The 23,575-nt window shown below is 72.6% G+C and carries 22 protein-coding genes; 8 read left to right on the top strand and 14 right to left on the bottom strand.

Annotated elements, in window-relative coordinates:
* Window positions 1-38: 38 nt before the first annotated feature.
* Window positions 39-2,222, top strand: coding sequence for a molybdopterin-dependent oxidoreductase (locus K1X13_RS13460; protein WP_221025535.1), 2,184 nt, complete (start codon window positions 39-41; stop codon window positions 2,220-2,222).
* Entirely contained in the window at window positions 2,219-2,794 is a 576-nt protein-coding gene (locus K1X13_RS13455; protein ID WP_221025534.1) for a mycothiol transferase, read from the top strand. Before K1X13_RS13460 ends, K1X13_RS13455 begins: the two co-directional genes overlap by 4 nt.
* Window positions 2,795-2,822: 28 nt before the next feature.
* Here the strand turns inward: K1X13_RS13455 and K1X13_RS13450 are convergent, their stop codons facing one another.
* Together K1X13_RS13450 and ptsP are read right to left on the bottom strand one after the other, a co-directional pair.
* Entirely contained in the window at window positions 2,823-3,110 is a 288-nt protein-coding gene (locus K1X13_RS13450) for a DUF1905 domain-containing protein (protein ID WP_221025533.1), read from the bottom strand.
* Between the two features lie 28 nt (window positions 3,111-3,138).
* Window positions 3,139-4,845 (bottom strand): phosphoenolpyruvate--protein phosphotransferase, encoded by a 1,707-nt coding sequence (ptsP, locus tag K1X13_RS13445; RefSeq protein WP_221025532.1) that lies wholly within the window; start codon window positions 4,843-4,845, stop codon window positions 3,139-3,141.
* Between the two features lie 114 nt (window positions 4,846-4,959).
* Between ptsP and K1X13_RS13440 the strand changes: the two genes are divergently transcribed.
* Genes K1X13_RS13440 through K1X13_RS13425 form a run of 4 tightly spaced genes read left to right on the top strand, consistent with a single transcriptional unit; the run spans window position 4,960 to window position 9,107 of the window.
* A complete protein-coding gene (locus K1X13_RS13440) occupies window positions 4,960-5,727 on the top strand; it encodes a DeoR/GlpR family DNA-binding transcription regulator (RefSeq protein ID WP_372450699.1) in 768 nt (255 codons plus the stop codon).
* Complete coding sequence (locus K1X13_RS13435) at window positions 5,724-6,680, top strand: 1-phosphofructokinase family hexose kinase (RefSeq protein ID WP_221025530.1); 957 nt, start codon at window positions 5,724-5,726, stop codon at window positions 6,678-6,680. The genes K1X13_RS13440 and K1X13_RS13435 overlap by 4 nt, the downstream gene beginning before the upstream one ends.
* A gap of 7 nt (window positions 6,681-6,687) precedes the next feature.
* The gene (locus tag K1X13_RS13430) at window positions 6,688-8,790 is read left to right on the top strand and encodes a PTS fructose transporter subunit IIABC (protein ID WP_221025529.1); all 2,103 of its coding nucleotides are present in this window, start codon (window positions 6,688-6,690) and stop codon (window positions 8,788-8,790) included.
* A gap of 59 nt (window positions 8,791-8,849) precedes the next feature.
* Entirely contained in the window at window positions 8,850-9,107 is a 258-nt protein-coding gene (locus tag K1X13_RS13425) for an HPr family phosphocarrier protein (RefSeq protein WP_221025528.1), read from the top strand.
* 82 nt (window positions 9,108-9,189) lie between these two features.
* On the opposite strand, the gene K1X13_RS13420 is transcribed toward K1X13_RS13425, so the two are convergent.
* The 8 genes from K1X13_RS13420 to rimP all read right to left on the bottom strand — a co-directional run bounded on the left by K1X13_RS13420 (window position 9,190) and on the right by rimP (window position 17,624).
* Entirely contained in the window at window positions 9,190-10,209 is a 1,020-nt protein-coding gene (locus K1X13_RS13420; protein WP_221025527.1) for a hypothetical protein, read from the bottom strand.
* Window positions 10,206-11,159 carry a bifunctional riboflavin kinase/FAD synthetase gene (locus K1X13_RS13415; protein ID WP_221025526.1) on the bottom strand — a complete coding sequence of 318 codons (954 nt, stop codon included), beginning with the start codon at window positions 11,157-11,159 and terminating at the stop codon, window positions 10,206-10,208. Before K1X13_RS13415 ends, K1X13_RS13420 begins: the two co-directional genes overlap by 4 nt.
* A gap of 89 nt (window positions 11,160-11,248) precedes the next feature.
* Window positions 11,249-12,148 carry a tRNA pseudouridine(55) synthase TruB gene (truB, locus tag K1X13_RS13410; RefSeq protein WP_308249550.1) on the bottom strand — a complete coding sequence of 300 codons (900 nt, stop codon included), beginning with the start codon at window positions 12,146-12,148 and terminating at the stop codon, window positions 11,249-11,251.
* Window positions 12,145-12,624: a 30S ribosome-binding factor RbfA gene (gene rbfA, locus K1X13_RS13405; RefSeq protein ID WP_221025525.1), complete on the bottom strand. Its 480-nt coding sequence runs from the start codon at window positions 12,622-12,624 to the stop codon at window positions 12,145-12,147. The genes truB and rbfA overlap by 4 nt, the downstream gene beginning before the upstream one ends.
* A 176-nt stretch (window positions 12,625-12,800) precedes the next feature.
* The gene (gene infB / locus K1X13_RS13400; protein WP_221025524.1) at window positions 12,801-15,677 is read right to left on the bottom strand and encodes a translation initiation factor IF-2; all 2,877 of its coding nucleotides are present in this window, start codon (window positions 15,675-15,677) and stop codon (window positions 12,801-12,803) included.
* A 122-nt stretch (window positions 15,678-15,799) separates the two neighbouring features.
* On the bottom strand, window positions 15,800-16,063 hold the full coding sequence (locus tag K1X13_RS13395) for a YlxR family protein (RefSeq protein WP_308249589.1): 264 nt from the start codon (window positions 16,061-16,063) through the stop codon (window positions 15,800-15,802).
* A gap of 88 nt (window positions 16,064-16,151) precedes the next feature.
* A complete protein-coding gene (gene nusA, locus K1X13_RS13390) occupies window positions 16,152-17,153 on the bottom strand; it encodes a transcription termination factor NusA (protein WP_221025522.1) in 1,002 nt (333 codons plus the stop codon).
* Between the two features lie 3 nt (window positions 17,154-17,156).
* Complete coding sequence (gene rimP, locus K1X13_RS13385; protein WP_221025521.1) at window positions 17,157-17,624, bottom strand: ribosome maturation factor RimP; 468 nt, start codon at window positions 17,622-17,624, stop codon at window positions 17,157-17,159.
* Window positions 17,625-17,741: 117 nt separating this feature from the next.
* Here rimP and K1X13_RS13380 point away from each other — a divergent pair, with 117 nt between their 5' ends.
* Together K1X13_RS13380 and K1X13_RS13375 are read left to right on the top strand one after the other, a co-directional pair.
* Window positions 17,742-18,341, top strand: a complete 600-nt coding sequence (locus K1X13_RS13380; protein ID WP_221025520.1) for a hypothetical protein — start codon at window positions 17,742-17,744, stop codon at window positions 18,339-18,341.
* Window positions 18,338-18,763, top strand: a complete 426-nt coding sequence (locus K1X13_RS13375) for a ferritin-like domain-containing protein (RefSeq protein ID WP_221025519.1) — start codon at window positions 18,338-18,340, stop codon at window positions 18,761-18,763. The genes K1X13_RS13380 and K1X13_RS13375 overlap by 4 nt, the downstream gene beginning before the upstream one ends.
* 94 nt (window positions 18,764-18,857) lie before the next feature.
* On the opposite strand, the gene K1X13_RS13370 is transcribed toward K1X13_RS13375, so the two are convergent.
* The 4 genes from K1X13_RS13370 to K1X13_RS13355 all read right to left on the bottom strand — a co-directional run bounded on the left by K1X13_RS13370 (window position 18,858) and on the right by K1X13_RS13355 (window position 23,528).
* Window positions 18,858-19,790 carry a zinc metalloprotease gene (locus K1X13_RS13370; RefSeq protein WP_221025518.1) on the bottom strand — a complete coding sequence of 311 codons (933 nt, stop codon included), beginning with the start codon at window positions 19,788-19,790 and terminating at the stop codon, window positions 18,858-18,860.
* Window positions 19,791-20,008: 218 nt separating this feature from the next.
* A complete protein-coding gene (locus tag K1X13_RS13365; protein WP_225914977.1) occupies window positions 20,009-20,932 on the bottom strand; it encodes a zinc metalloprotease in 924 nt (307 codons plus the stop codon).
* A 138-nt stretch (window positions 20,933-21,070) separates the two neighbouring features.
* A complete protein-coding gene (locus K1X13_RS13360) occupies window positions 21,071-21,772 on the bottom strand; it encodes an HAD family hydrolase (RefSeq protein ID WP_221025517.1) in 702 nt (233 codons plus the stop codon).
* Window positions 21,765-23,528: a proline--tRNA ligase gene (locus K1X13_RS13355; RefSeq protein ID WP_221025516.1), complete on the bottom strand. Its 1,764-nt coding sequence runs from the start codon at window positions 23,526-23,528 to the stop codon at window positions 21,765-21,767. Before K1X13_RS13355 ends, K1X13_RS13360 begins: the two co-directional genes overlap by 8 nt.
* Window positions 23,529-23,575: the final 47 nt, after the last annotated feature.

The raw sequence follows: 23,575 nt of genomic DNA, 5'->3' as shown, positions 1-23,575 counted from the left end.
CGCGGAACGACACACCGGCGCGTGCGAGGATACGCGGCATGGAGAAGCGGCTCGGCGTGTGCAACCTGTGCGAGGCGATCTGCGGCCTTGAGCTCACCCTCGAGGACGGCCGGGTCACGTCCGTGCGCGGCAACCCCGAGGACCCCCTCTCCCGCGGGCACATCTGCCCCAAGGCGGTGGCGCTGCAGGACGTGCACGACGACCCGGACCGGCTGCGCCGCCCGGTGCGCCGTACGGCCGACGGCTGGAAGGAGGTGGACTGGGACACCGCGCTCGACCTGGTCGCCGACAACCTGGCGCGCACCGTGCGCGAGCACGGCCGCGACGCGCTGGCCGTCTACCTCGGCAACCCCAACGTGCACAGCCTCGGCGCGATGACGCACGGCACCGCGATGGTCCGCTCGCTGCGCACCCGCAACACCTACAGCGCCACGTCGGTCGACCAGCTCCCCCACCAGCTCGTCGCGCACCTGATGTACGGCCACCAGCTGCTGCTGCCGGTGCCCGACATCGACCGCACGCAGTACTTCGTGGTCTTCGGCGGCAACCCGATGGCCTCCAACGGCAGCCTGATGACCGTCCCGGACTTCCCGCGCCGGCTGCGCGAGCTCAAGGCGCGCGGCGGCAGGATGGTGGTCTTCGACCCGCGGCGCACCGAGACCGCCAAGGTCGCCACCGAGCACCATTTCGTCCGCCCCGGCACCGACGTGGTGGTGCTGCTCGCGATGCTGCACACGCTCTTCGACGAGGGGCTCACCCGCCCGGCGGCGTACGTCGACCGGGTCGGCGTCGTGGAGGAGGCGGTGCGGCCGTTCACCCCGGAGCGCGCCGCCGAGCTCAGCGGGGTCGCGGCGCAGGACATCCGCCGGGTCGCCCGGGAGTTCGCGACCAGCGGGGCCGGCGCGTTCTACGGCCGGATGGGCGTCTCCACTCAGGCGTTCGGGTCGGTGTGCCAGTGGGCCGTGCAGTGCATGAACCTGCTCACCGGCAACCTCGACCGCGAGGGCGGCACGATGTTCACCCGGCCGGCGATCGACGCGGTCGGGCGCGGCCTGATCGGCAGGGGCCACCGGGGCGTCTGGCACAGCCGGGTCCGGGGGCTGCCCGAGTTCGGTGGCGAGCTCCCGGTCTCCACGCTGGCCGACGAGATCCTCACGCCCGGCGAGGGCCAGGTCCGGGCGCTGCTCACCGTGGCCGGCAACCCGGTGCTCTCCACCCCTGACGGGAAGCGGCTCGCCGGGGCGGTCGAGAATCTCGACTTCGTCGCCGCGGTCGACTTCTACGTCAACGAGACCACCCGGCACGCCGACGTGATCCTGCCGCCGACGTCCGCGCTGGAGCGCGACCACTACGACCTGGTGTTCCACACCCTGGCCGTGCGCAACACGGCGCGGTTCACCCCGGCGGTGCTCCCGAAGCCGGAGGGCGCCCTCGAGGACTGGGAGATCTTCCGCGAGATCGCCCTGCGCACCGCGAAGCGGGTCGGCGCCCGGACCTCCCTGCGCAAGCGGCTGGTCGCCGCGGGCCGGCTCCGGCTGTCCCCCCGGCGCACGGTCGACCTGCTGCTGCGCACCGACCGCCCCCGACTCTCCCTGCGCACGCTCCGCAAGCACCCCGCGGGCGTCGACCTCGGGCCGCTGCGCCCGGCGCTGCCGGACCGGCTGATGACCCGGGACAAGCGGATCGACGCCGCCCCCCACCTCGTGCTCGACGACCTGTCCCGGGTCGAGGAGGCGCTCGCGGCGGGCCCCGGCGTCGGCGAGCTGCGGCTGGTGGGGCGCAGGCACCAGCGCGACTGCAACTCCTGGATGCATAACACCGAGCGGCTGACCCGCGGGCGCCCCCGACACCACCTGCTGATGCACCCCGAGGACCTCGCGGAACGCGGCATCGCCGACGGTACGACGGTCACCGTCACCTCGCGCGTCGGCGCGGTGGAGGTGGAGGTCCGGGCCAGCGAGGACATGATGCCCGGGGTGGTCAGCCTCCCCCACGGCTACGGGCACCAGCGGGACGATGTGCTCCTGGGCAACGCGACGACCGTCCCCGGCCCCTCGATCAACGACCTCACCGACCCTGGTGAGCTCGACGCGGTCAGCGGCAACGCCGTGCTCAACGGCGTCCCGGTGACGGTGGCGGCGTCCTCCCGGCGGTCGGCCCGGTCTGACTCCGCCCGAATCGGGGACGGAACGTCCGCGACGAGGTCTACCGTGGCGCCATGAGCGACAGCGACTACCCGTGGGAACCGCCCCTCGCCGGCAGCGAGACCGAGCACCTCGTGGGTGCGCTCGACCGCCTTCGCACGACCTTTCGCTGGAAGGCCGACGACCTCGACGCCGCCGGGCTGCAGACCCGCGTCGGCGCCTCCTCGCTGACCCTCGGCGGCCTGCTCAAGCATCTCGCCGCCGCGGAGGACTACCACTTCACCACCAAGCTCCGCGGTGAGCCGATCGGCGCACCGTGGGACACCACCGGCTGGGACGGCAGCGACGACTGGGACTTCACCTCGGCCGCCGACGACACCCCCGACGAGCTCTACGCGCTCTGGGACGGCGCCGTCGAACGGTCCCGCGCGAGGCTCGACGCGGCCCTCGCCGACGGTGGGCTCGACCAGCTCGTCCACGCCTCGGCCGCGGACGGTCGCCACGCCAGCCTGCGCCGGCTCGTCTGCGACCTGATCGAGGAGTACGGCCGGCACACCGGGCACGCCGACCTGCTCCGCGAGGCCGTGGACGGTCTGGTCGGCGAGGACCCTCCGGCCGGATGGCACGCACGATCGGGCCGGCGCGGCTGACCGCCGTACCGGCGAACGAGGCGACCGGTCAGACGTCCACGACCAGGCGGACCGTCACCAGGTCTCCGACGTCGAGCCCTTCGGTCCGCCGCACGACCGCCTTGACCGGCACGACGTAGCGACCGTCCTTGGGGAACAGCGACGTCGTCCAGCCGGTGCCCCCGATCCGAGCCGCCACCGGGATCATGCCCCAGCCGTAGCTCACGAACGCGGCCGTCGCCTCCAGCTCGTGACAGTCCTCCTCCGGCACGGTGACGAAGTGCCACGGCGCGGGCCCTCTCCAGAACCACATCTCGCCGCTGAACTCCAGCTCCATCGGCCTAGGACGGCGACCCGTTGACCGGTCAGCCGCCGAGGACCCGGCGCACCGCGTCGCGCGCGGCCATCGGGTCGCTCTGCGCGAGCGCCGCCTCGGCGGCGTGCTCGCACATGTCCATCGACACCGCGGCGAGCTGCGCGCCGACGGAGCGGACCGCGGCCGAGGCCATCGACAGCGAGGTGACCCCCATGCCGACGAGCGCCGCGGCCAGCGACGGGTCGGCCGCGGCCTCGCCGCACACGCCCACCGGCTTGCCGACCTGCTTGCCGGCCTCGGCGGTGATCGCGATCAGCGCGAGGACGGCCGGCTGCCAGGCGTCGGTCAGGTGCGCGAGGTCGCTGGCCATCCGGTCCGCGGCCATCGTGTACTGGGTCAGGTCGTTGGTGCCGATCGACAGGAAGTCGACGTGCTCGAGCATCTTGTGCGCCTGGAGCGCCGCACTCGGGATCTCCACCATCACCCCGGCCCGGAGGCCGTGCTCGTGGACCTGCGCGGCGAACTCCCTGGCCTCCACGACGGTGGCGACCATCGGCGCCATCACCCACGGGTCGGTGGAGGTCTGCCGCGCTGCGGCGGCGATGCCGGCGAGCTGGCGCTCGAGCAGACCCGGGTTGCCGAAGGAGAGCCGGAGGCCGCGCACGCCGAGCGCGGGGTTCTCCTCGCCCTCGTGGGTGGCGAAGGCGATCGGCTTGTCGGAGCCGGCGTCGAGGGTGCGGATCACCACGGTGCGCTCGGTGCCGAACGCGTCGAGCACCTCGGCGTACACCTCGGTCTGCTCCTCGACCGTCGGCTCGTCCTTGCGGTTGAGGAAGCACAGCTCGGTGCGGAACAGCCCGACGCCCTCGACCGGCCCGTCGGCCGCGGCGCGCGCGGACGCCCCGTCGGCGACGTTGGCCAGGATCTTCACCCGGGTACCGTCGCTCGTCCTCGCCGGACCGGTCCAGCTCTCCAGCGCGGCGCGGGCGGCGGCCGCCGCCTCGACCCGGGCCCGGGCGCTCGCCTCGTCCGGAGCCACCTCGATCTCGCCGGTGGTGCCGTCGACGAGCACCTTCGCCCCGCTGCGCAGGCCCATCGCCCCCGCCGCGGCCACCACGCAGGGGATGCCGAGCTGGCGGGCGATGATCGCGGTGTGGCTCGTCGGGCCACCCTTCTCGGTGACCAGCGCGACCACCCGGGCGGCGTCGAGGCCGGCGGTGTCCGCGGGGGCGAGGTCCTCGGCGACCAGCACCGACGGCTCCTCCGGGGTGGGCACGCCCGGCTCCGGCTCGCCGACCAGGGAGGCGGTGACCCGCTTCTCGATGTCACGCAGGTCGGTCACCCGCTCGGCCATCAGGCCACCCATCTGGGCGAACAGGTCCGCGAACTGGTCGACCCCGCCGTGCAGCGCGACCAGGAGCGGCTCCCCCGCCTTGACCCGCTTGGCCACGGCGGAGCGCAGACCCTTGTCCCGGGCGAGGCCGGCGGTGGCGGTGAGCACCTCCGCGGCCGAGCCGCTGACCTTCGACGCGCGCACGGCGAGCCGCTCGGCGACCACGACCACCGCCTCGTCGAAGCGGGCGAGGGCGGCCTGCTCGTCGAGCGCCTCGTGGTCGAAGGCGTCGATGGCGCTCTGCGCGATGGCGGTCGTGGCCACCACCACGGGCGCGTACGCCACGCCCGGTACGACCGGGGTACCCCTCAGCAGGGTCGGCTGGGCGGAGGACCCCTGGGGTGCGGAAGTTTCGATCGACATGCCAGCACTCTAAACCCGCCGCCCCCTTGACAGTCAACAGATACGGGCGTAAAACAACAGATACAAAGATCCACCCACGCAGGTGAAGACCGATACGCAGGGAGAGGTGGCAGGGTGTACGCCGAGGAACGTCGTCAGGCCATGTCGGACCTGATCGCCCAGCGCGGCCGGCTCTCGGTCAACGACCTCGCCGACGCCTACCGGGTGACCACCGAGACCGTGCGCCGCGACCTGTCGTTGCTCGAGCGGGCCGGGATCATCCGGCGCGTGCACGGCGGCGCCGTACCCGCCTCGGCGCTGGTCGCTCTCGAGACCGCCGTCAGCGACCGCGACCTCGCCCAGGCCGAGCAGAAGGAGCGGATCGCCAAGGCCGCCCTCGACCAGCTGCCCGGGCCCGGCGGCAGCATCCTGCTCGACGCCGGTACGACGACCGCGCGGCTGGCCTCCTACCTCCCCCACGACCTGCGGCTGACCGTGATCACCAACGCGGTGCCGATCGCGGGCCGGCTGGCCGGTCTCTCCAACGTCGATCTGCACCTGCTCCCCGGACGGGTCCGCCGCACCACCCAGGCCGCCGTCGGCGAGGACACCGTGGCCGCGGTGGACCTGCTCCGCACCGATGTCGCCTTCGTGGGCGCCAACGGCGTCTCCCTGGCCCACGGGCTCAGCACCCCCGACCACGCCGAGGCCGCCGCGAAGCGCGCGATGGTCAGGAGCGGACAACGGGTCGTGGTGCTGGCAGACTCGACGAAGATCGGCCAGGAGCACACCGTCCGATTCGCCGGCCTGGACGACATCGACGTCCTGGTCACCGACTCGGGCCTGTCCACCAAGACCGCCGCGGCACTCCGCGCCCGAGACATCGAAGTGGTGGTCGCATGATCGTCACCCTCACCCCCAACCCGAGCGTGGACAGGACCGTGGCCCTGACCTCCCGGCTTGAGCGCGGGGCGGTGCTCCGCGCCGAGTCGGTCATCTCCCAGTCCGGCGGCAAGGGCGTGAACATCTCGCGGGCGGCGGTCGCCGCCGGGGTGCCCACGATCGCGGTGCTCCCGGCGGAGAAGGACGACCCGTACGTCCTCGAGCTGCTCCGCGACGGCATCGACTGCCGTCCCGAGCGCCCGGTCGGCCCGGTGCGGGTGAACATCACGATCACCGAGCCCGACGGCACCACCACCAAGATCAACTCCCCCGGCGCGGTCGCCGACGACGCGTCGCTGCAGCGGCTCGAGGACGCCCTGCACCAGCGCGCGCAGTCCGCGCAGTGGGTGGTCCTGGCGGGGTCGCTCCCCCCGGGCGCACCCGCCGACTGGTACGCCACGCTCGTCGCCGACCTCGCCGGTACGGCGGCCCGGGTCAGCGTGGACACCTCCGGGGAGCCCCTCGTCGCGCTGACCGACGCCCTGGAAACGGCGGCGCCGGACCTCATGAAGCCCAACGGCGAGGAGCTCGCCACACTCACCGGAGGTGACGCCGACGCGATCGAGTCCGACCCCGCCGCGGCCGCGAAGGCGGCCCTGGTCCTCGTCGAACGGGGCGTGGGCGCGGTCCTCGCCACGCTGGGCGGGAACGGCGCCGTACTCGTGACCCGCGAGGGCGCCTGGCACGCCGGCCCGCCCCCGACGACCGTCGTCAGCACCGTCGGTGCCGGCGACTCCAGCCTCTTCGGCTACCTGCTCGGCCACCTCCGGGGCGCCGAGCCGGCCGAGAGGCTCCGACTCGCCGTGGCCTACGGCAGCGCCGCCGCCGGCCTCCCCGGAACGACCATTCCGACGCCTCACCACATCCACCCGGAGCTCGTCGAGGTTCACGAGCTCGCTCTCACCAGAGATTGAGGAACACATGTCCGAACTCATCACTGCGGACCTCGTGCGGCTCGACGCCTCGCTCGGCTCCGACAAGAACGAGGTGATCCGCGCCCTGGCGGCAGTGGTCGCCGAGGCAGGACGCACCGGCAACCCGGACGGTCTCGCCGAGGACGCCCTCACCCGTGAGGCCACCTCGTCGACGGGCCTCCCCGGTGGCATCGCGATCCCGCACTGCCGCACCGAGCATGTCGACGTACCCACGCTGGCCTTCGCCCGGCTCTCCCCCGCCACCGACTTCGGCGCCAAGGACGGCCCGGCGGACCTCGCGTTCCTCATCGCCGCCCCCGCCGGCGGCGACGCCACCCACCTCCAGCTGCTCACCCAGCTGGCCCGGTCCCTGGTGAAGAAGGACTTCACCGACGCGCTGCGCGCCGCCGAGACGCCCCAGGAGATCGTGGACACGGTCAGCGCAGTCGTCTCGGCGCCGGCTCCCGCCAAGGCTGCGGCCCCCGCCGCCGCCGCGGGGAGCCCGGCCACGCCCACGCCGGCCGCGGCCGCCACCGGGCAGCCGGCCGCCGAGCAACCTGCCGCGCCGCAGCGCCGCCGCAGCATCGTCGCGGTGACCTCCTGCCCGACCGGCATCGCGCACACCTACATGGCAGCGGAGTCGCTCGAGGCCGCCGGTGCCCGCGCCGGGGTGGACATCCACGTGGAGACCCAGGGGTCCGCAGGCTCCACGCCGCTGGACCCGGAGCTGATCCGCGCCGCCGACGCCGCCGTGTTCGCCGCCGACGTCGGGGTCAAGGACCGTGGCCGCTTCGCCGGCAAGCCGGTCGTCGCCGCCGGCGTGAAGCGCGGCATCGACGACGCCGACGGGATGATCGCCGAGGCGCTCTCCTACGTCGACGACCCGAACGCCCCCCGGGTGGAGGGCGACGCCGCGGCCGCCGGGGCGCCGGCCCGGTCCGGCGCCCAGGAGACCTGGGGGCTGAAGATCCGCCGCATCCTGATGACCGGCGTGTCGTACATGATCCCGTTCGTCGCCGCGGGCGGTCTCCTGATCGCGCTGGCCTTCCTGCTCGGCGGCTACGAGATCGCGCTCGAGGGCAAGGCCTCGGGGATCATCGCTGACAACACCCTGTTCAACCTTCCCGACCCCGCGGCGCTGGGTCTCGACCACGCGCTCGGCGCGATGGGCGCCTACCTCGGCGCGGTGCTGCTCACCATCGGCGGCGCGGCGTTCAGCTTCCTGGTGCCCGCCCTGGCCGGCTACATCGCCTACGCGATCGCCGACCGCCCGGGCATCGCCCCCGGCTTCGTGATGGGCGCGCTCGCTGCCGGCCCGGCCATCAACGCCGGCTTCCTCGGCGGCATCGTCGGCGGTGTCCTCGCCGGTGTCACCGCCCACTGGATCGCCCAGCGGAAGGTGCCGGTCTTCGTCCGCGGCCTGATGCCGGTGGTGATCATCCCGCTCGGCGCGACCCTCATCTCCGGGTTGATCATGCTGGTCCTGCTCGCCAAGCCGCTCGCCACGCTCATGGAAGCCCTCACCGAAGGCCTGAACAGCCTGGCGGGGGGCTCCGCCATCATCCTCGGCGTGGTCCTCGGCCTCATGATGGCCTTCGACATGGGCGGCCCGCTCAACAAGACCGCCTACGTCTTCGCGGTCACCGGCCTCGGCGCGGCGGCGACGGCGGGCGGCGACGCCCCGCAGCTCAAGATCATGGCCGCGGTGATGCTCGCCGGCATGGTGCCGCCGCTGGCGCTGGCCCTGGCCTGCGTCCTCCGTCCCAGCCTGTTCACGGAGGCCGAGCGGGAGAACGGCAAGGCGGCGTGGCTGCTCGGCGCCTCGTTCATCACCGAGGGTGCGATCCCGTTCGCGGCCGCCGACCCGCTGCGCGTGATCCCCTCGATCATGCTCGGGAGTGCGGTCACCGGTGCCATCGCGATGGGTGCCGACGTCACGTTGCGCGCCCCGCACGGCGGTATCTTCGTGCTGTTCGCGGTCGGCAACGTGCTGTGGTTCCTCATCGCCCTGGCCGCCGGCGTCATCGTCGCGGCAGCCAGCGTCATCGCACTGAAGAGCCTCACCGAGAGCAAGGAAGAGATCGAGGAGCTGTCCGAGGTCACCGTCTGACCTCCCGCAGCACCGCACGCCTCGCAGGTCGTCGGAACCCACCACAAGGAGAAACGCACATGCCCACGAAGACCGTCAACGTCGGCTCCGCCGTCGGACTCCACGCCCGGCCCGCCGCGATCATCTCCGAGGCGGCCGGCGAGCTCGACGCCGAGGTCACCATCGGTGTCCCTGGAGGTGAGGCCGTCGACGCCAGCTCCGCGCTGCTGATCATGACCCTCGGCGCCGGCAAGGGCGACGCGGTCGAGGTCTCCAGCGACGACCAGGGGGCGCTCGACAAGATCGCCGCGCTGGTCGAGCAGGACCTCGACGCCTGACCGCTCCCTCACACGACGTACGCCCCGACCGCTTGCGGTCGGGGCGTACGCCGTTGCGGCGTGAGGAGTCGTACGGCGGCGGTCAGGCCTGCGACTTCAGCGCGTGGTAGACCGTGCGCGCGCCGACCGCCCGCTCGAGCTCGTCGGTGATCGAGGTGAAGAACTGCCCGCGGTAGGTCTCGTCGGTCACCGCGTACACAGTGAAGTAGAGCCCGGAGAACGCGGCCAGGAAGACCGACACCTGGACCAGCTCCACGGTCAGCGTCGAGATGCCCAGCGGGTGCGACTCCGCGCCGATCCAGGACTCGACCACGCCCTCCTTCATCGCCACCGCGCCGAAGACGATGAAGAACAGGAACACCGCCACCGAGAGCAGGAGCACCTGCACCACCTGCGCGACCAGGAGCACCAGGATCAGGTTGGCCTTCTGGAAGCCCCTCACGGTCGCGTCCTGGTGCACGTGCTCCCCGGACTCGGCGAGCTGTCGGGCCGCCTCCTCCAGCGGGGTGCCCTTGCATGCGGCGACCAGCCGGCCGCCCTCGACCTCGTCGTCGACCTTGTCGAGCTCCTCGGGAAGCCGGACCAGCAGGAAGCCCACCGCCATGCCGGCGAAGAGCATCACCGCCAGCCACATGACGCCGCCGTCGAGGGTCGAGGAGACCTGCCAGACCTCGGCGTTGATGAACAGGAACGTGACGAACAGCAGCAGCAGCGGCAGCGCCCGGGTGACCAGCGGGAACATCAGCCCGAGGCTGCGCAGGGTCCGGGCCACCGCCCAGCGGGCCATGGCCCCCAGCCGCAGGGTCGTGAAGGCGTAGAACGCCGCGACCGCGCCCACGACGGCGAGCGCGGCGCTGATCCCGAGGGAGACGTCGACGGTGAGCCAGCCGAGCACCACGCCGACGGCGAGCCCCGCCACCACCGCGGTGGTCGCCACCGCGCCCAGCCGTCTCGGCTTCAGGCCGCGGCGGACCTCCTCGCGCTCGGAGTCGACGAAGTACGGCAGCCCGTGCCGGACGAACCACCGCTCGGCGGCCTCGATGGTCTGCGGGCTGGCGGCCCGACCGCCCCGCCAGCCGCGGACGCCGTGCTGCCCGCTCATGTCTGGTCTTCCCGGCCGAGCGCCACGCGGGCACGGGCCACGTCGTCGGCCATGGTGGCGACCAGGTCGTCGATGGAGTCGAAGCGCACCATGCCCCGCAGCCGCGCCACGAAGGCCACCTCCACCGGGACGCCGTACAGCTCGAGGTCGTCGCGGTCGAGGACGTAGGACTCCACCCGCCGCTCGCGGTCGCCGTCGAAGGTCGGGTTGGTGCCGACACTGATCGCGGCGGGTAGCGGGGTCGGGTCGCCCTCGAGGCGGCGCAGCCAGCCGGCGTACACCCCGTCGGCGGGGGCGGCGTGCATCCCGGTGGTCGGCACGTTCGCGGTCGGGTAGCCGAGCTCGCGGCCGCGCTGGTCGCCCTTGACGACCTCGCCGCGCACCGTGAAGGGACGTCCCAGCGCCTCCGCGGCGCCCTCGACGTCACCGGCCGCGAGGCAGTTCCGGACGTACGTCGACGACCAGACCTGCGGACCGCCGTCGAGCGCGATGCCCTCGGTCACGAAGTCGTGGCTCTTCCCCGCCTCGCGCAGCGTGCTGACGTCGCCCGCGGCGCGGTGGCCGAACCGGAAGTTGGCGCCGACCACCACCGCCGTCGCGTGGAGCGCGTCGACCAGGATCTCCTCGATGAACCGCTCGGGCGTCCAGGCCGCGATGTCGCGGGTGAACGGCACCACGAGCAGGTCGTCCACCCCCGCGTCCGCGAGGAGCACCGCGCGCGTCTCCACGGTGGTCAGGGTGGGCGGCGCGTGCTCGGGGCGCAGCACCGCGATCGGGTGCGGGTCGAAGGTGACCGCGACCAGGTGCTCCACGCCGCGGTCGCGGGCCACCTCGCGGGCGCGCCGCACCACGTGCTGGTGACCGAGGTGTACCCCGTCGAAGTTGCCGATCGTCACGACCGTCCGACCGAGGTCGGCGGGAACGTCGTCGATCGAGCGCCAGATCCGCACGTCCGTGGTGCTCCTGTCCTGGGAGTCGGGAGAGTCCGGCAAAAGCCTGCCACACGGGCGGGCGCCGCGCCCGGGAGACCTCGGGGCGCTCAGGAGGTGAAGACGGCGACCGCGGCGGCCACCGGGCCGCGCTGCTCGTACAGGGCGAGGAACCGGCCCTCGCCGTCGAGGACCGCGACCGGTCCCGGCGCACCCAGGTCCAGCTCGAGCTTGCGGCCGACGGCGACGTCCGCCGCACCCTGCTCGTCGACGGTGCGGGTCGGGAAGCAGCGGCGTGCCACGTCGTCGATCGCGACCATCGTGAACTCCGCGGCCAGCTGGTCGAGGGTCACGGCGTCGGCGAGGCCGAAGGGGCCGACGGCGGTACGGCGGAGCACGGTGAGGTGCCCGCCGACGCCGAGGGCGGCGCCCAGGTCGCGGGCCAACGCGCGGATGTAGGTGCCGCTGGAGCAGCGGACCGAGATCGCGACGTCGACCGTGCCGGCGTCTCTGGTAACCGCGCCCATGTCGAGCGCGTGGACGGTGACCGGCCGCGCGGCCAGCTCGACCTTCTCGCCGGCGCGGACCCTCGCGTAGGCGCGCCGGCCGTCGACCTTGATCGCGGATACCGAGGAGGGCACCTGCTCGATGTCGCCGACGAAGGCGGCCAGCGCCTCGCGCACCGTCGCGTCGGTGAGGTGGGAGGCGTCGGTGGTGGCCAGCACCTCGCCCTCGGCGTCGTCGGTGGTGGTGGAGACCCCGAGCCGGACGACCGCGTCGTACGCCTTCTCGGTGAGCATCAGGTGGCCGAGCAGCCGGGTGGCCCGGTTCACGCCGACCAGGAGGACCCCGGTCGCCATCGGGTCGAGGGTGCCCGCGTGGCCGACCTTGCGGGTGCCGGCCAGCCGGCGCAGCCGCGCGACCACGTCGTGCGACGTCATCCCGCCGGCCTTGTCGACCACGACCAGGCCGGCCCGGCCCGCCGCGCCGGCAGTGCCCGACGTGCTCACGCGTCGGTGGTGGGGTCCGCGGCCTCGTCGCCGTCGACGGTGTCGTCCTCGGCGTCCTCGTCGTGGGGCTTCTTGTAGGGATCCGCCTCACCGGCGTACTGCGCGCCGGCCGCCGCGGCGGCGACCTGGGCGTCGGACTCCCTGGCCTTGGCCAGCAGCTCGTCGAGGTGGCGGGCGGTGTCGGGCAGGGCGTCGTGGATGAACTCCAGCGTCGGGACGTGCCGCATCCCGAGCTGCTTGCCCACCTCGGAGCGCAGGATCCCCTTCGCCGACTCCAGCGCGACGGCAGTCCCCGCGAGCTCGTCGACCTCGCCCAGGACGGTGTAGAAGATCGTCGCGTTCTGGGTGTCACCGGAGACCCGGACGTCGGTGACGGTCACGAACCCCAGACGCGGGTCCTTGATCCGGCGCTCGAGCATCTCGGCCACGATGACCTGGATCCGGTCGGCGACCTTGCGCACGCGGGGCGAGCTCATGAGTGGTTCTCCTGGGTTGGTTCAGAGGTTCAGCATGACCCCCGGGCGTGCCCCCGCCCGTCCGGCTGACCGGACGGGCGGGGGCGCCGAGGGATGGTGGGCCTGGCCGCCGAGCGGGGGACGAGCGAGGCTGGTTGCCTCGGTGTCCCCCGGCCGGCAGGTCGGCCACGTGCGGGTCAGGCCCGCGGGATCTCGCGCATCTCGAAGCACTCGACGACGTCGCCCTGCTTGATGTCGTTGTAGCCACGCAGGGTCAGACCGCACTCGAAGCCCTCGCGGACCTCGGTGACGTCGTCCTTCTCGCGACGCAGCGACGACAGGTCGAGGTTGTCGGCCACCACGTTGTTGTCGCGCAGGAGACGCGCCTTGGCGTTCCGGCGGATGACGCCGTCGGTGACCATACAACCGGCGATGTTGCCGATCTTGCTGGAGCGGAAGATCTCGCGGATCTCGGCGTGGCCGAGCGAGACCTCCTCGTACTCCGGCTTGAGCATGCCCTTGAGCGCGGCCTCGATCTCCTCGATCGCCTGGTAGATGACCGAGTAGTAGCGGATCTCGACACCTTCCTTGTCCGCCATCTCGGTCGCCTTGCCCTGGGGCCGGACGTTGAAGCCGATGATGATGGCGTCGGAGGCGGCGGCCAGGTCGACGTTGGTCTCGGTGATCGCACCGACACCGCGGTCGATGACCCGCAGGGTGACCTCGTCGCCGACGTCGATCTTGGCCAGCGAGTCCTCGAGGGCCTCGACCGAACCGGACACATCGCCCTTCAGGATCAGGTTGAGCTCCTGGCTCTCGCCCTTCTCCATGGAGGCCATGAAGTCCTCGAGCGTACGACGCACGCGGCGCTTGGCCTGCATGGCCGCCCGCTCGCGGGACTCACGCTTCTCGGCGATCTGGCGCGCCATCCGGTCGTCGGCCACGACGATGAAGTTCTGGCCCGCGCCGGGAACGGCGGTCAGACCGAGCACCATCACCGGACGCGACGGGTCGGCCGCCTCCACGGACTCGCCGTGCTCGTCGAGCATCGCGCGGACTCGACCGTAGGCCGGTCCCGCCACGATGGACTCTCCGACGCGCAGCGTGCCGCGCTGCACCAGGATCGTGGCCACCGGACCACGACCGCGGTCGAGGTGCGCCTCGACCACGAGGCCCTGGGCGTCCTGCTCCGGGTTGGCCCGCAGGTCCAGCGACGCATCGGCGGTCAGCACGATCGCCTCGAGCAGCTTGTCGAGGTTGAGCTCGGACTTGGCCGAGACGTCGACGAACATGGTGTCGCCGCCGTACTCCTCGGGCACGAGGCCGTACTCGGTCAGCTGGCCCCGGACCTTGGTCGGGTCGGAGTCGGGCTTGTCGATCTTGTTCACCGCGACCACGATCGGCACGCCGGCGGCCTTGGCGTGGTTCAACGCCTCGACCGTCTGCGGCATCACGCCGTCGTCGGCCGCGACCACCAGCACCGCGATGTCGGTGGCCTGCGCACCACGGGCACGCATGGCGGTGAACGCCTCGTGACCCGGGGTGTCGATGAAGGTGATCCGGCGGTCCTCGCCGTCGACGTCGGTGGAGACCTGGTAGGCACCGATGTGCTGGGTGATGCCACCGGCCTCCTTGCCGGCCACGTTCGCGCTGCGGAGCGCGTCGAGCAGCTTGGTCTTTCCGTGGTCGACGTGACCCATGACCGTGACGACCGGCGGACGCGCGGCGAGGTCGGCCTCGGCGCCCTCGTCGGAGCCGAACTCCAGGTCGAAGGACTCGAGCAGCTCGCGGTCCTCGTCCTCGGGCGAGACGACCTGGACGTTGTAGTTGAGCTCCTCGCCGAGCAGCTCGAACGTCTCGTCGTTGACCGACTCGGTGGCGGTCACCATCTCGCCGAGCGAGAACAGCATCTGCACCAGCGCTGCAGCGTCGACGCCGATCCGCTCCGCGAAGTCGGTCAGCGACGCGCCGCGCGGCAGGCGGACGGTCTCGCCGTCGCCCTTGCGGACGCGCACGCCGCCGATCGTCGGGGCCTGCATCTGCTCGTACTCTTGACGACGCGCGCGCTTCGACTTGCGACCACGACGCGACGGACCGCCGGGACGCCCGAAGGCACCCTGGGTCTGGCCACGCTGGCCGGGACGGCCACCACCGGGACGGCCACCGCCGCTGGGGCCGAAGCCACCGGGACGGGCCGGAGCGCCTGCGCCGGCGCCACCGCGGGCGGGAGCGCCGCCACGACCGGGTGCACCGCCGCCGGGGCCACGGCCACCGGGGCCGGGACGTCCGCCGGGACCGCTCGGGCGGCCGCCGGGGCCACCGCCGAACGCGGCCGGGGACTTCGGCATCATCGCCGGGTTGGGACGCGGCATGCCCGAGCGACCGGGGGCGCCGCCGCCCTCACGGCCGGCCGGGGGACGCGGCGGACGGTTGTCGCCCGTGCCCGTGCCCGCGCCGGTGCCGGCACCGGCTCCCGCACCCTGGTCGCCGCGCGGCGGGGCGGAGGGACGTCGACCCATGCCCTGGGTCGACGAGAACGGGTTGTTGCCCGGACGCGGGGCGCCGGGACGGGCTCCGCCACCGGGACGCGGCGCCGACGGGGCGGGACCGCGCTTCTCGGGGGCCGACGGCCGCGGTGCGGTCGACGGCGCCTTGGCGCTCGCGGCGGGAGCAGCCGGCGCTGCCGGCTCCTCGGCCACGGGTGCGGGCTCGGGGGCCTTCTTGGGACCCGGCTTGGGGCCGGGACGGGGACCCGGACCGGGACGCACGGCCGCGGCGGGGGCCTCGGCGGCCGGGGACTCGGCCGGAGCCGAGGTGGGGGACGCAGCCTGGGCAGGGGCCTCCTCGGCCTTCGCCGGGGCGGCCTTCTTGGCCGGGGCAGCCTTCTTGGCCGCCGCGTCACCGGCGGACTTCAGCTCTGCGCCGAACTTGTCGGTGAATCGCTTCACCACGGGGGGCTCGACCGTCGACGACGCCGACTTGACGAACTCTCCCATTTCTCCGAGCTTGGCCAGAACGACCTTGCTCTCGACTCCGAGCTCTTTGGCGAGCTCGTGGACTCGGACCTTAGCCACGCTTCTCCTTCTGGTCCGAGCCCTTGGGTATGGCCGGACCGTTAGCTGGTGTGCATGCTCATCGCGAAGTACTCATCGAGTGCTCATGAGCTGCTGCTCCATCTTCTGTCGGTCAATCACGGTCATGTCTGCTGCTCCAGCCCCCGGAGGTACTCCTCCAGCGGCGCACCGGCAAGCCCGGTCCTGGCCCGGAGGGCCCTGACGAAAGCTCGGCGGCGAGTCGCGAGGTCGAAGCACTCGAGCGTGGGGTGCAGGTGCGCCCCACGGCCGGGTGCGGTGCCCCGCGGATCGGGTACGACGGCCGGGCCGTCGTCCGAACCGCCGGCGACCACGCGCAGCAGTTCTTGCTTCGGGGCCCGCGTGCGGCATCCGACACAGGTACGCACAGGAACATGTGCGCATGCGTCAGCGCCGTTGTCGCGAACCACCGTGAACCAGTCTAGCGCCTGCGGCCCTGAGAACCGAAACGCGCTGTCAGGCGTCCGGCGAGGCGGCCCGGGCCTGCTCGGCCGCTGCCTCGTCGGAACGGATGTCGATCCGCCAGCCGGTCAGCCGGGCCGCGAGGCGGGCGTTCTGGCCCTCCTTGCCGATGGCGAGAGACAGCTGGTAGTCGGGCACGATCACCCGGGCCGAGCGGGCGGCCAGGTCGACGATCTCCACGCTGGAGACCCGGGCCGGGGAGAGCGCGTGCGCGACCAGCTCGGCGGGGTCCTCGGCCCAGTCGACGATGTCGATCTTCTCCCCGTGCAGCTCGTGCATGATGTTGCGGACGCGCTGCCCCATCGGCCCGATGCACGACCCCTTGGCGTTGACGCCGGGGACCGTCGAGCGGACCGCGATCTTGGTGCGGTGCCCCGCCTCGCGGGCGATCGCGCAGATCTCGACGGTGCCGTCGGCGATCTCCGGGACCTCGAGGGCGAAGAGCTTCTTGACCAGGTTGGGGTGCGACCGGGACAGCATCACCTGCGGCCCGCGCATTCCCTTGCGGACGCTCACCACCAGGCACTTGATCCGGGTGCCGTGGTCGTAGCGCTCCCCCGGCACCCGCTCGGCCTGCGGCAGCAGCGCCTCGAGGCGTCCGAGGTCGACCATCACGTCCTGCGGGTCGCGGCCCTGCTGGATGATCCCGGAGACGATGTCGCCCTCCTTGCCGGAGAACTCCCCGAACTTGAGGTCGTCCTCGGCGTCGCGCAGCCGCTGCAGGATGATCTGCTTCGCGGTGGTCGCCGCGATCCGGCCGAAGCCGTCCGGGGTGTCGTCGAACTCGGCGACCGTGTTGCCCTCGTCGTCGGTCTCGGCGGCGAACACGGTCACGTGGCCGTTCTTCCGGTCGAGCTCGACGCGCGCCTTCGGCTGCGCGCCCGGGGTGCGCTGGTAGGCGATCAGCAGGGCCTGCTCGATGGCCTCGACCAGGATGTCGAAGGAGATCTCCTTCTCACGCTCGAGCGAGCGCAGGATCGTCATGTCGATGTCCATGCCTCAGCCCTCCTTCTTGTTGAACTCGATCTGGATGCGGGCCTTGGTCACGTCGGCGTACGCCACGGTCTGCTCCTGGCCGTCCACGTCGAGCGTGGCACTCTGGTCGTCGCTGCGCAGGATCCGCCCGGTCACGCCGGCGCCGTCGCGGGCCGCCACCTTCACCAGGCGGCCCTCGTTGCGGCGCCAGTGGCGGGGCAGGGTCAGCGGCCGGTCGGTGCCGGGCGAGGTGACCTCGAGGGTGTAGGGCTGCTCGCCCATCACGTCGGACCCGTCGAGCACGCGGGAGACCTCCTTGGTGGCCTCGGCGATGTCGTCCATGGTCACCCCGCCGTCCTTGTCCACGGCGACGCGCAGCAGGCGGCGCTTGCCGGCGGGGGTGATCTCGATGGCCTCGACGTCCAGCCCGGCCGCGGCGAGCGGCACGGTCAACACCTCTGCAAGTCGGTCCCGGGTCTCATCGTTGCTCACGGGCAAGCTCCTTGCTGTGCTGTTGTCGGGCGTGCGTACGGACGCCGTACGGCGGAGACCACCGGTGCGTCCGTGGCAGCAACCTTAGCGGACGTCGGGCACGCTAGAGTCGGCGCCGTGTCCGCCCGCTCCGCCCTTCCCCGTCGGGCCCGTCCGACCCGCCGTGCGGTGCTCGCCGGGACCGCGGCCGGCCTGGTGGCCGGCCTCTCCGGGTGTACGTCGGAGCACGACTCCGCCCGCCGGGGCGGCCGACACCGTGGCGGCGGGCCCGACGTCGACCCGGACGTCGCGGTGGCCTCCGAGGCGCTCGCCGGGCAGCGGGCCGCCCTCGACCTCGTCGTCGCCACGCAGGACGCGCACCCCGCGCTGCGCCGTGACCTCGCGCCGCTGGTCGGCACCCACGAGGCGCACGTGAAGCTGCTCGGCGAGGCGGTCCCCCCGGGACTGGCCGGCGGCGCGACCGCCGTACCGTCCGCGTCCGCCTCCCCGGCCGCGGCGTCGCGCCGGTCGTCGCGCGCGGTGCCCCGTGACCCGGCGAAGGCGCTGGCCGACCTCGTGGCCTCGGAGCAGCAGCTCACCGACGCGACCAAGCAGCACGCCTTCGTCGCGGAGAGCGGCGCGTTCGCCCGGCTGCTGGGAAGCATGGCCGCGGCCGCCGCGCAGCACGTGGTGGTCCTCGGTGCGGTGGACCCGAGCCGGGGCGGTGGACGACGGTGACCCCCGTGGAGGCGATGCAGGCGGCCCTGGCCGGCGAGCACGCCGCGGTCTACGTGTACGGCGTCGTCGGCGGACGGGTCTCGGTCTCGACCGAGCCGGACCTGTGGAGCCGGGTCCGCACGGCGTACACCCTGCACCGCGGACGACGCGACCAGCTCGTCTCGATGCTGCGCACCGCCGAGGCCGAGCCGGTCGCCTCCGAGGTCAGCTACGACCTGCCCACGCCCGCCACCAGCACCGAGGAGCTCACCGCGGCGGCCCTGCTGCTCGAGCAGCGGTGCTCCGCGGTGTACGCCGACATGGTGGGCAGCACGTCCGGGGCGAACCGCCAGTGGGCGCTCGAGGCGCTCGAGGACGCGGCCGTGCGGTCGCTGTCCTTCGGCGCGAAGCCCGACGCGTTCCCCGGCATCGCCGAGCTCTGACTCCCGAGCACGCGGACCGGGCACGCAGAAGGGGCCCCGGGCTCGCCCGGGACCCCTCACGACGGTCACCCCGTCGACGATGCCGCTCCTCCGGTCAGCCCCGGTAGGCCGTCCACATGGTGCCCATCCGCGACGTCTGGCCACCGGTGAACTCGGTGTAGCAGGAGTCGTAGCTGTAGTCCATGTAGTTGTGGATCGGGTCGAGCCCGGGCAGCGAGCACGAGTCGCGGCCCTCGGGGCAGCCGTTGGTCGAGCTGCCCTGCGCCGGGGTGTCGGAGACCTCGTCGTTCGTGGAGGTGCAGCCGCCCTGGAACGTGTGGTAGAGCCCAAACCAGTGGCCCGCCTCGTGGGTCGCGGTCTCGCCGAGGTTGTAGTTGGCGATGCTGCCGCCGGGCAGCGAGGCGTAGTGCACCCGGATGCCGTCGATCGAGGGGTTGCGCGCGTAGTCCCAGGGGAACGTCGCGATGCCCAGGTAGCTGAAGTCGACGAGCCAGATGTTCAGCGCGTCGGCCCCGCCCTGGCGTGTGGCCGCGCGGTACTGCGTGCTCTTCCGGTCGGCGTGCCACTGGTCGTTGTTGAACCGGTCGACGCCGGCGAGCGTGAAGGTGAACCCGGTGTTGGACGCGGACGACGACTCCTGGCCGCCGAACGTCTTGTTCAGCACCGCGATCTGCTGGCTGATCTGGGTGTCGGTCACGTCGCCGTTGCCGGCCTTGTCACGCATCACGTGCACGTAGACCGGGACGCTCGCGCCGCTGAACTCGGCGCCCGCCTCCGCCGGGGTGGTGCCCTTGGCGGCGAGCACGTTCCTGGTGCGCTTCTCGATGGCGCGCTGCTGCGCCGCGGAGATGTCCCGGTGGTCGGCGCCCCGCTGGTCGTCACCGGCGACGCGGGCCCCGGCGTACTCCGCCGGCTCGAAGCAGCCGCGCTCGAGGGAGGGCATCGCCTGGGCGGGGGCGACCACGCCGCCGAGGACGAAGGCCATGGCTCCGGCCACGGCGAGGGTACGAAGACGTGCACGAGTCATGGAGGTTCGCTCTCTTCTGTCCGCGGAACGCCGGGTTGTGTCCCGTAGCGCGATCTTGTGGCACAAATGCCGCAGAAGGAACATCCCGGCAGGAGAACTTTTTGCAGGTTTTGGCAGATGCCGAGGCATGCAGCACCCCGGGACGCACGCGGTCGTCCGTACCAGCGCGGCTCATAGCGCTCGCTGGTACGGACGACCGGGAAGACGTCGCGCGCGGGTCAGGAGGCCCGGTACGCCGTCCACATCTCGGCCATCCGCGTGGACTGGCCTCCGGTGAACTCCGTGTAGCAGGAGTCGTAGCTGTAGTCCATGTAGTTGTGGATCGGGTCCAGCCCCGGAAGGTCACAGGTGTCCGAGCCCTCCGGGCAGCCCCGGGTGGGCGCGCTCTGCGCCGGGGTGTCGCTCACCTCGTCGTTGGTCTCGGTGCACCCGCCCTGGAACGTGTGGTAGAGCCCGAACCAGTGCCCGGCCTCGTGCGTGGCGGTCTCCCCCAGGTTGTAGTTGGCGATGCCGCCACCCGGCAGCGAGTCGTAGTGCACCCGGATCCCGTCGATGCGGCCCTGCTTGCTGTAGTCCCACGGGAAGGTCGCGATGCCGAGGTAGTCGAAGTCGACGAGCCACATGTTCAGCGCGTCCGCGCCACCACGCCGGGTCTCGGAGCGGTACTTCGCGCTGGCCCGGTCGTAGTGCCAGGTCGTGTTGTCGTAGCGCTGCACGTCGGCGAGCTCGAAACGGAAGCCGCTGTCGGAGGCCGTCGACGACTCGCCGCCGGAGAAAGTCTCGTTGAGGACCGCGATCTGGTCGCGGATCTGCCGGTCGGTCACGTCGCCGAGCTGGCCGGTGTCGTCGCGCATCACGTGCACGTAGACGGGGACCGTGGCGCCGTCGGCCAGCTTGCCGCCGTCGCGGGCCAGGGCCGCCGCGGTCTGCCGCTCGATCGCCCGCTGCTCGGTGGCGGAGACGTCCCGGTGGTCGGTGCCCTGGTGCTGGGCCCCGTCACCGCGGGCGGCGGCGCCCGAGGGCGCGACGCAGACGGTGCCGCGCTCCACGGTCGGCATGGCGACGGCGGTCGCGAGCGTGGTGCCGAGGGCCAGCGCGGTGGCGCCGGCGAGAGTCAGGGCACGCATCGTGGTTCGGTTCATGTGGTTCTGCTCCCCTGTTCGACGGGGAAGCCGGTCGGCACCCCCACAGGGATCATCTGCCAATTGCAGGCAAACCGGAACCCCCGGCAAACCGGGGCCTTCGCGCCAAGCCGGTCCCCCGGCGACGAGGGCGCCGGGTCAGCGCCAGGCGGAGACGATGTCGTAGACCTCGGCGAGCCGGTGCGCCACCGCGTCGGGGTCGCCCTCGGAGTGCCCGACCTGCCCGACCGGGATGTCGCTGTGCGGCACCAGGATCGTGCGCATCCCGGCGTTCGAGGCGCCCCAGATGTCGTCGAAGAGACGGTCGCCGACGAACGCGCAGCGCGACGGGTGCTCGACCCCGACGGCCGCCGCCGCGGCGGCGAACGCCTCCGGCGACGGCTTGGTCCACGGGATGTCGCTGGTGTACACCGCGCCGTCGAGCAGGTCGAGGACACCGTCGCGCTCGAAGATCTCGTCGTGCCAGCCGCGCGGCCAGACGGTGTTGGACAGCACGCCGACCTTCAGCCCGTCGACCTTGAGCCGGCTGAGCAGCGGCAGCACGTCGTCGTCGGTGAAGGTGGCGTGCTCCCAGAACTCGCGGTACCCCGCGAGGTGGTGGTCGGCGTACGGGACACCCGCGAGCTCGCAGATCTCGGCCAGCGTCGCCGACCGGTGCTCGTCACGTGAGCGCGCCCAGACCGCGTCGGCCGCCGCCAGCAGCGCCACGGTGGCCTCCTCGACCCGGTCGGGGGCGGCCGCGCGCGCCAGCGTCGCCCACTCCTCGGCCGGGTCGATCGACTTCCAGGGCGTGAGGGTGCCGCCCCAGTCGAAGATGACCGCGTCGACGCCGTCAGCCACGCACGACCCCGACCACGTGGGACACGAGGTCGGCCACCGCGACGTTCTCACGCTCGCCGCTGGCCCGGTCCTTGACCTCGACCACGCCGTCGGCGAGACCCTTCCCGACGACCACGATGGTCGGCACGCCGATCAGCTCGGCGTCCTTGAACTTCACGCCGGGCGAGACCTTCGGGCGGTCGTCGTACAGCACGGTCAGGCCCTGCGCCTCGAGCTCCCCGGCGTAGCGCGCGGCGGTCTCGAAGACCGCGGCGTCCTTGCCGGTCGCGACGAGGTGCACGTCGGCGGGTGCGACCTCGCGGGGCCAGATCAGGCCGAGCTCGTCGTGGGAGTACTCCGCGACCGCGGCCACGGCGCGGGAGACGCCGATGCCGTAGGAGCCCATCGTCACCGTGACCAGCTTGCCGTTCTCGTCGAGCACCTTGAGCTCGAGCGGCTCGGCGTACTTGGTGCCGAGCTGGAAGATGTGCCCCATCTCGATGCCGCGGGCCGACTCGAGCGCCGCGCCGCAGTTCGGGCAGGCGTCGCCGTCGCGCACCTCGGCGGCCTCGATCGTGCCGTCGGGAGTGAAGTCGCGGCCGACCACCAGGTCGAGCACGTGCTGGCCGTCGACGTTCGCGCCGGTCACCCAGCGCGTGCCCTCGGCCACCCGGGGGTCGACGAGGAAGCGGATCTTGGACTCGTTGGTCTCGCCGAGCACGCCGGGGCCGATGTAGCCCTTCACCAGCGACGGGTGCTGGGCGAAGTCCTTCTCGTCGAACGGCTCGACCTCGATGGGCTCGAGCTGGCCCTCGAGGCGCTTGGCGTCCACCTCGCGGTCACCGGGCAGGCCGATCGCGACGGGCTCGCGGGTGCCGTCGGGGTGCTTGAGCACGATCAGCACGTTCTTCAGGGTGTCGCCCGCGGCCCAGGGCCGGTCGTCACGCGGGAGCTTCTCGTTGAGGTGGTCCACGAGCGTCTCGATGGTGGGCGTGCCCGGCGTCTGCTCGGCGTGGGCGGCGGGCACCCCGTCGTACGACACGGGCGCCGGGGCGGGTACGGCGACCGCCTCGACGTTCGCGGCGTAGTCGCACGAGGTGCAGCGCACGTAGGTGTCCTCGCCGTTGGCGGCCGTGGCGAGGAACTCCTCGGACTTGGAGCCGCCCATCGCGCCGGCGGTGGCCTTGACGATCACGTAGTCGAAACCGAGCCGGTCGAAGGTCCGGATGTAGGCGGCACGGTGCGCGGCGTAGGACGCGTCGAGGCCGGCCTGGTCGACGTCGAAGGAGTAGGAGTCCTTCATCGTGAACTCGCGGCCGCGCAGCAGGCCGGCGCGCGGGCGCGCCTCGTCGCGGTACTTGCTCTGGATCTGGTAGATCCACAGCGGCAGGTCCTTGTAGGAGGAGTACAGGTCCTTGACCAGGAGCGTGAACATCTCCTCGTGCGTGGGCCCGAGCAGGTAGTCGCCGCCCTTGCGGTCCTTGAGCCGGAAGATGTTGTCGCCGTACTCGGCCCAGCGGCCGCTCGCGTCGTAGGGCTCGCGGGGCAGCAGCGCCGGGAAGTGCACCTCCTGGGCGCCGATCCCGTCCATCTCCTCGCGGATGATCCGCTCGATGTTGCGCAGCACCCGGTAGCCCAGCGGCAGCCAGGAGTAGATGCCCGGCGCGGCGCGGCGGATGTAGCCGGCGCGGACCAGCAGCCGGTGGCTCGGGACCTCCGCGTCGGCGGGATCCTCTCGGAGGGTACGCACGAACAGGGTCGACATCCGCATGATCATGCGCGCAAGGCTACCCAGCGGCCTCGCGGCGCCGCACACCAGTTTCG

Source organism: Nocardioides jiangsuensis (assembly GCF_019679455.1).
GTDB lineage: Bacteria > Actinomycetota > Actinomycetes > Propionibacteriales > Nocardioidaceae > Nocardioides_C > Nocardioides_C jiangsuensis.
This window is presented reverse-complemented; position numbering and strand designations above follow the sequence as displayed.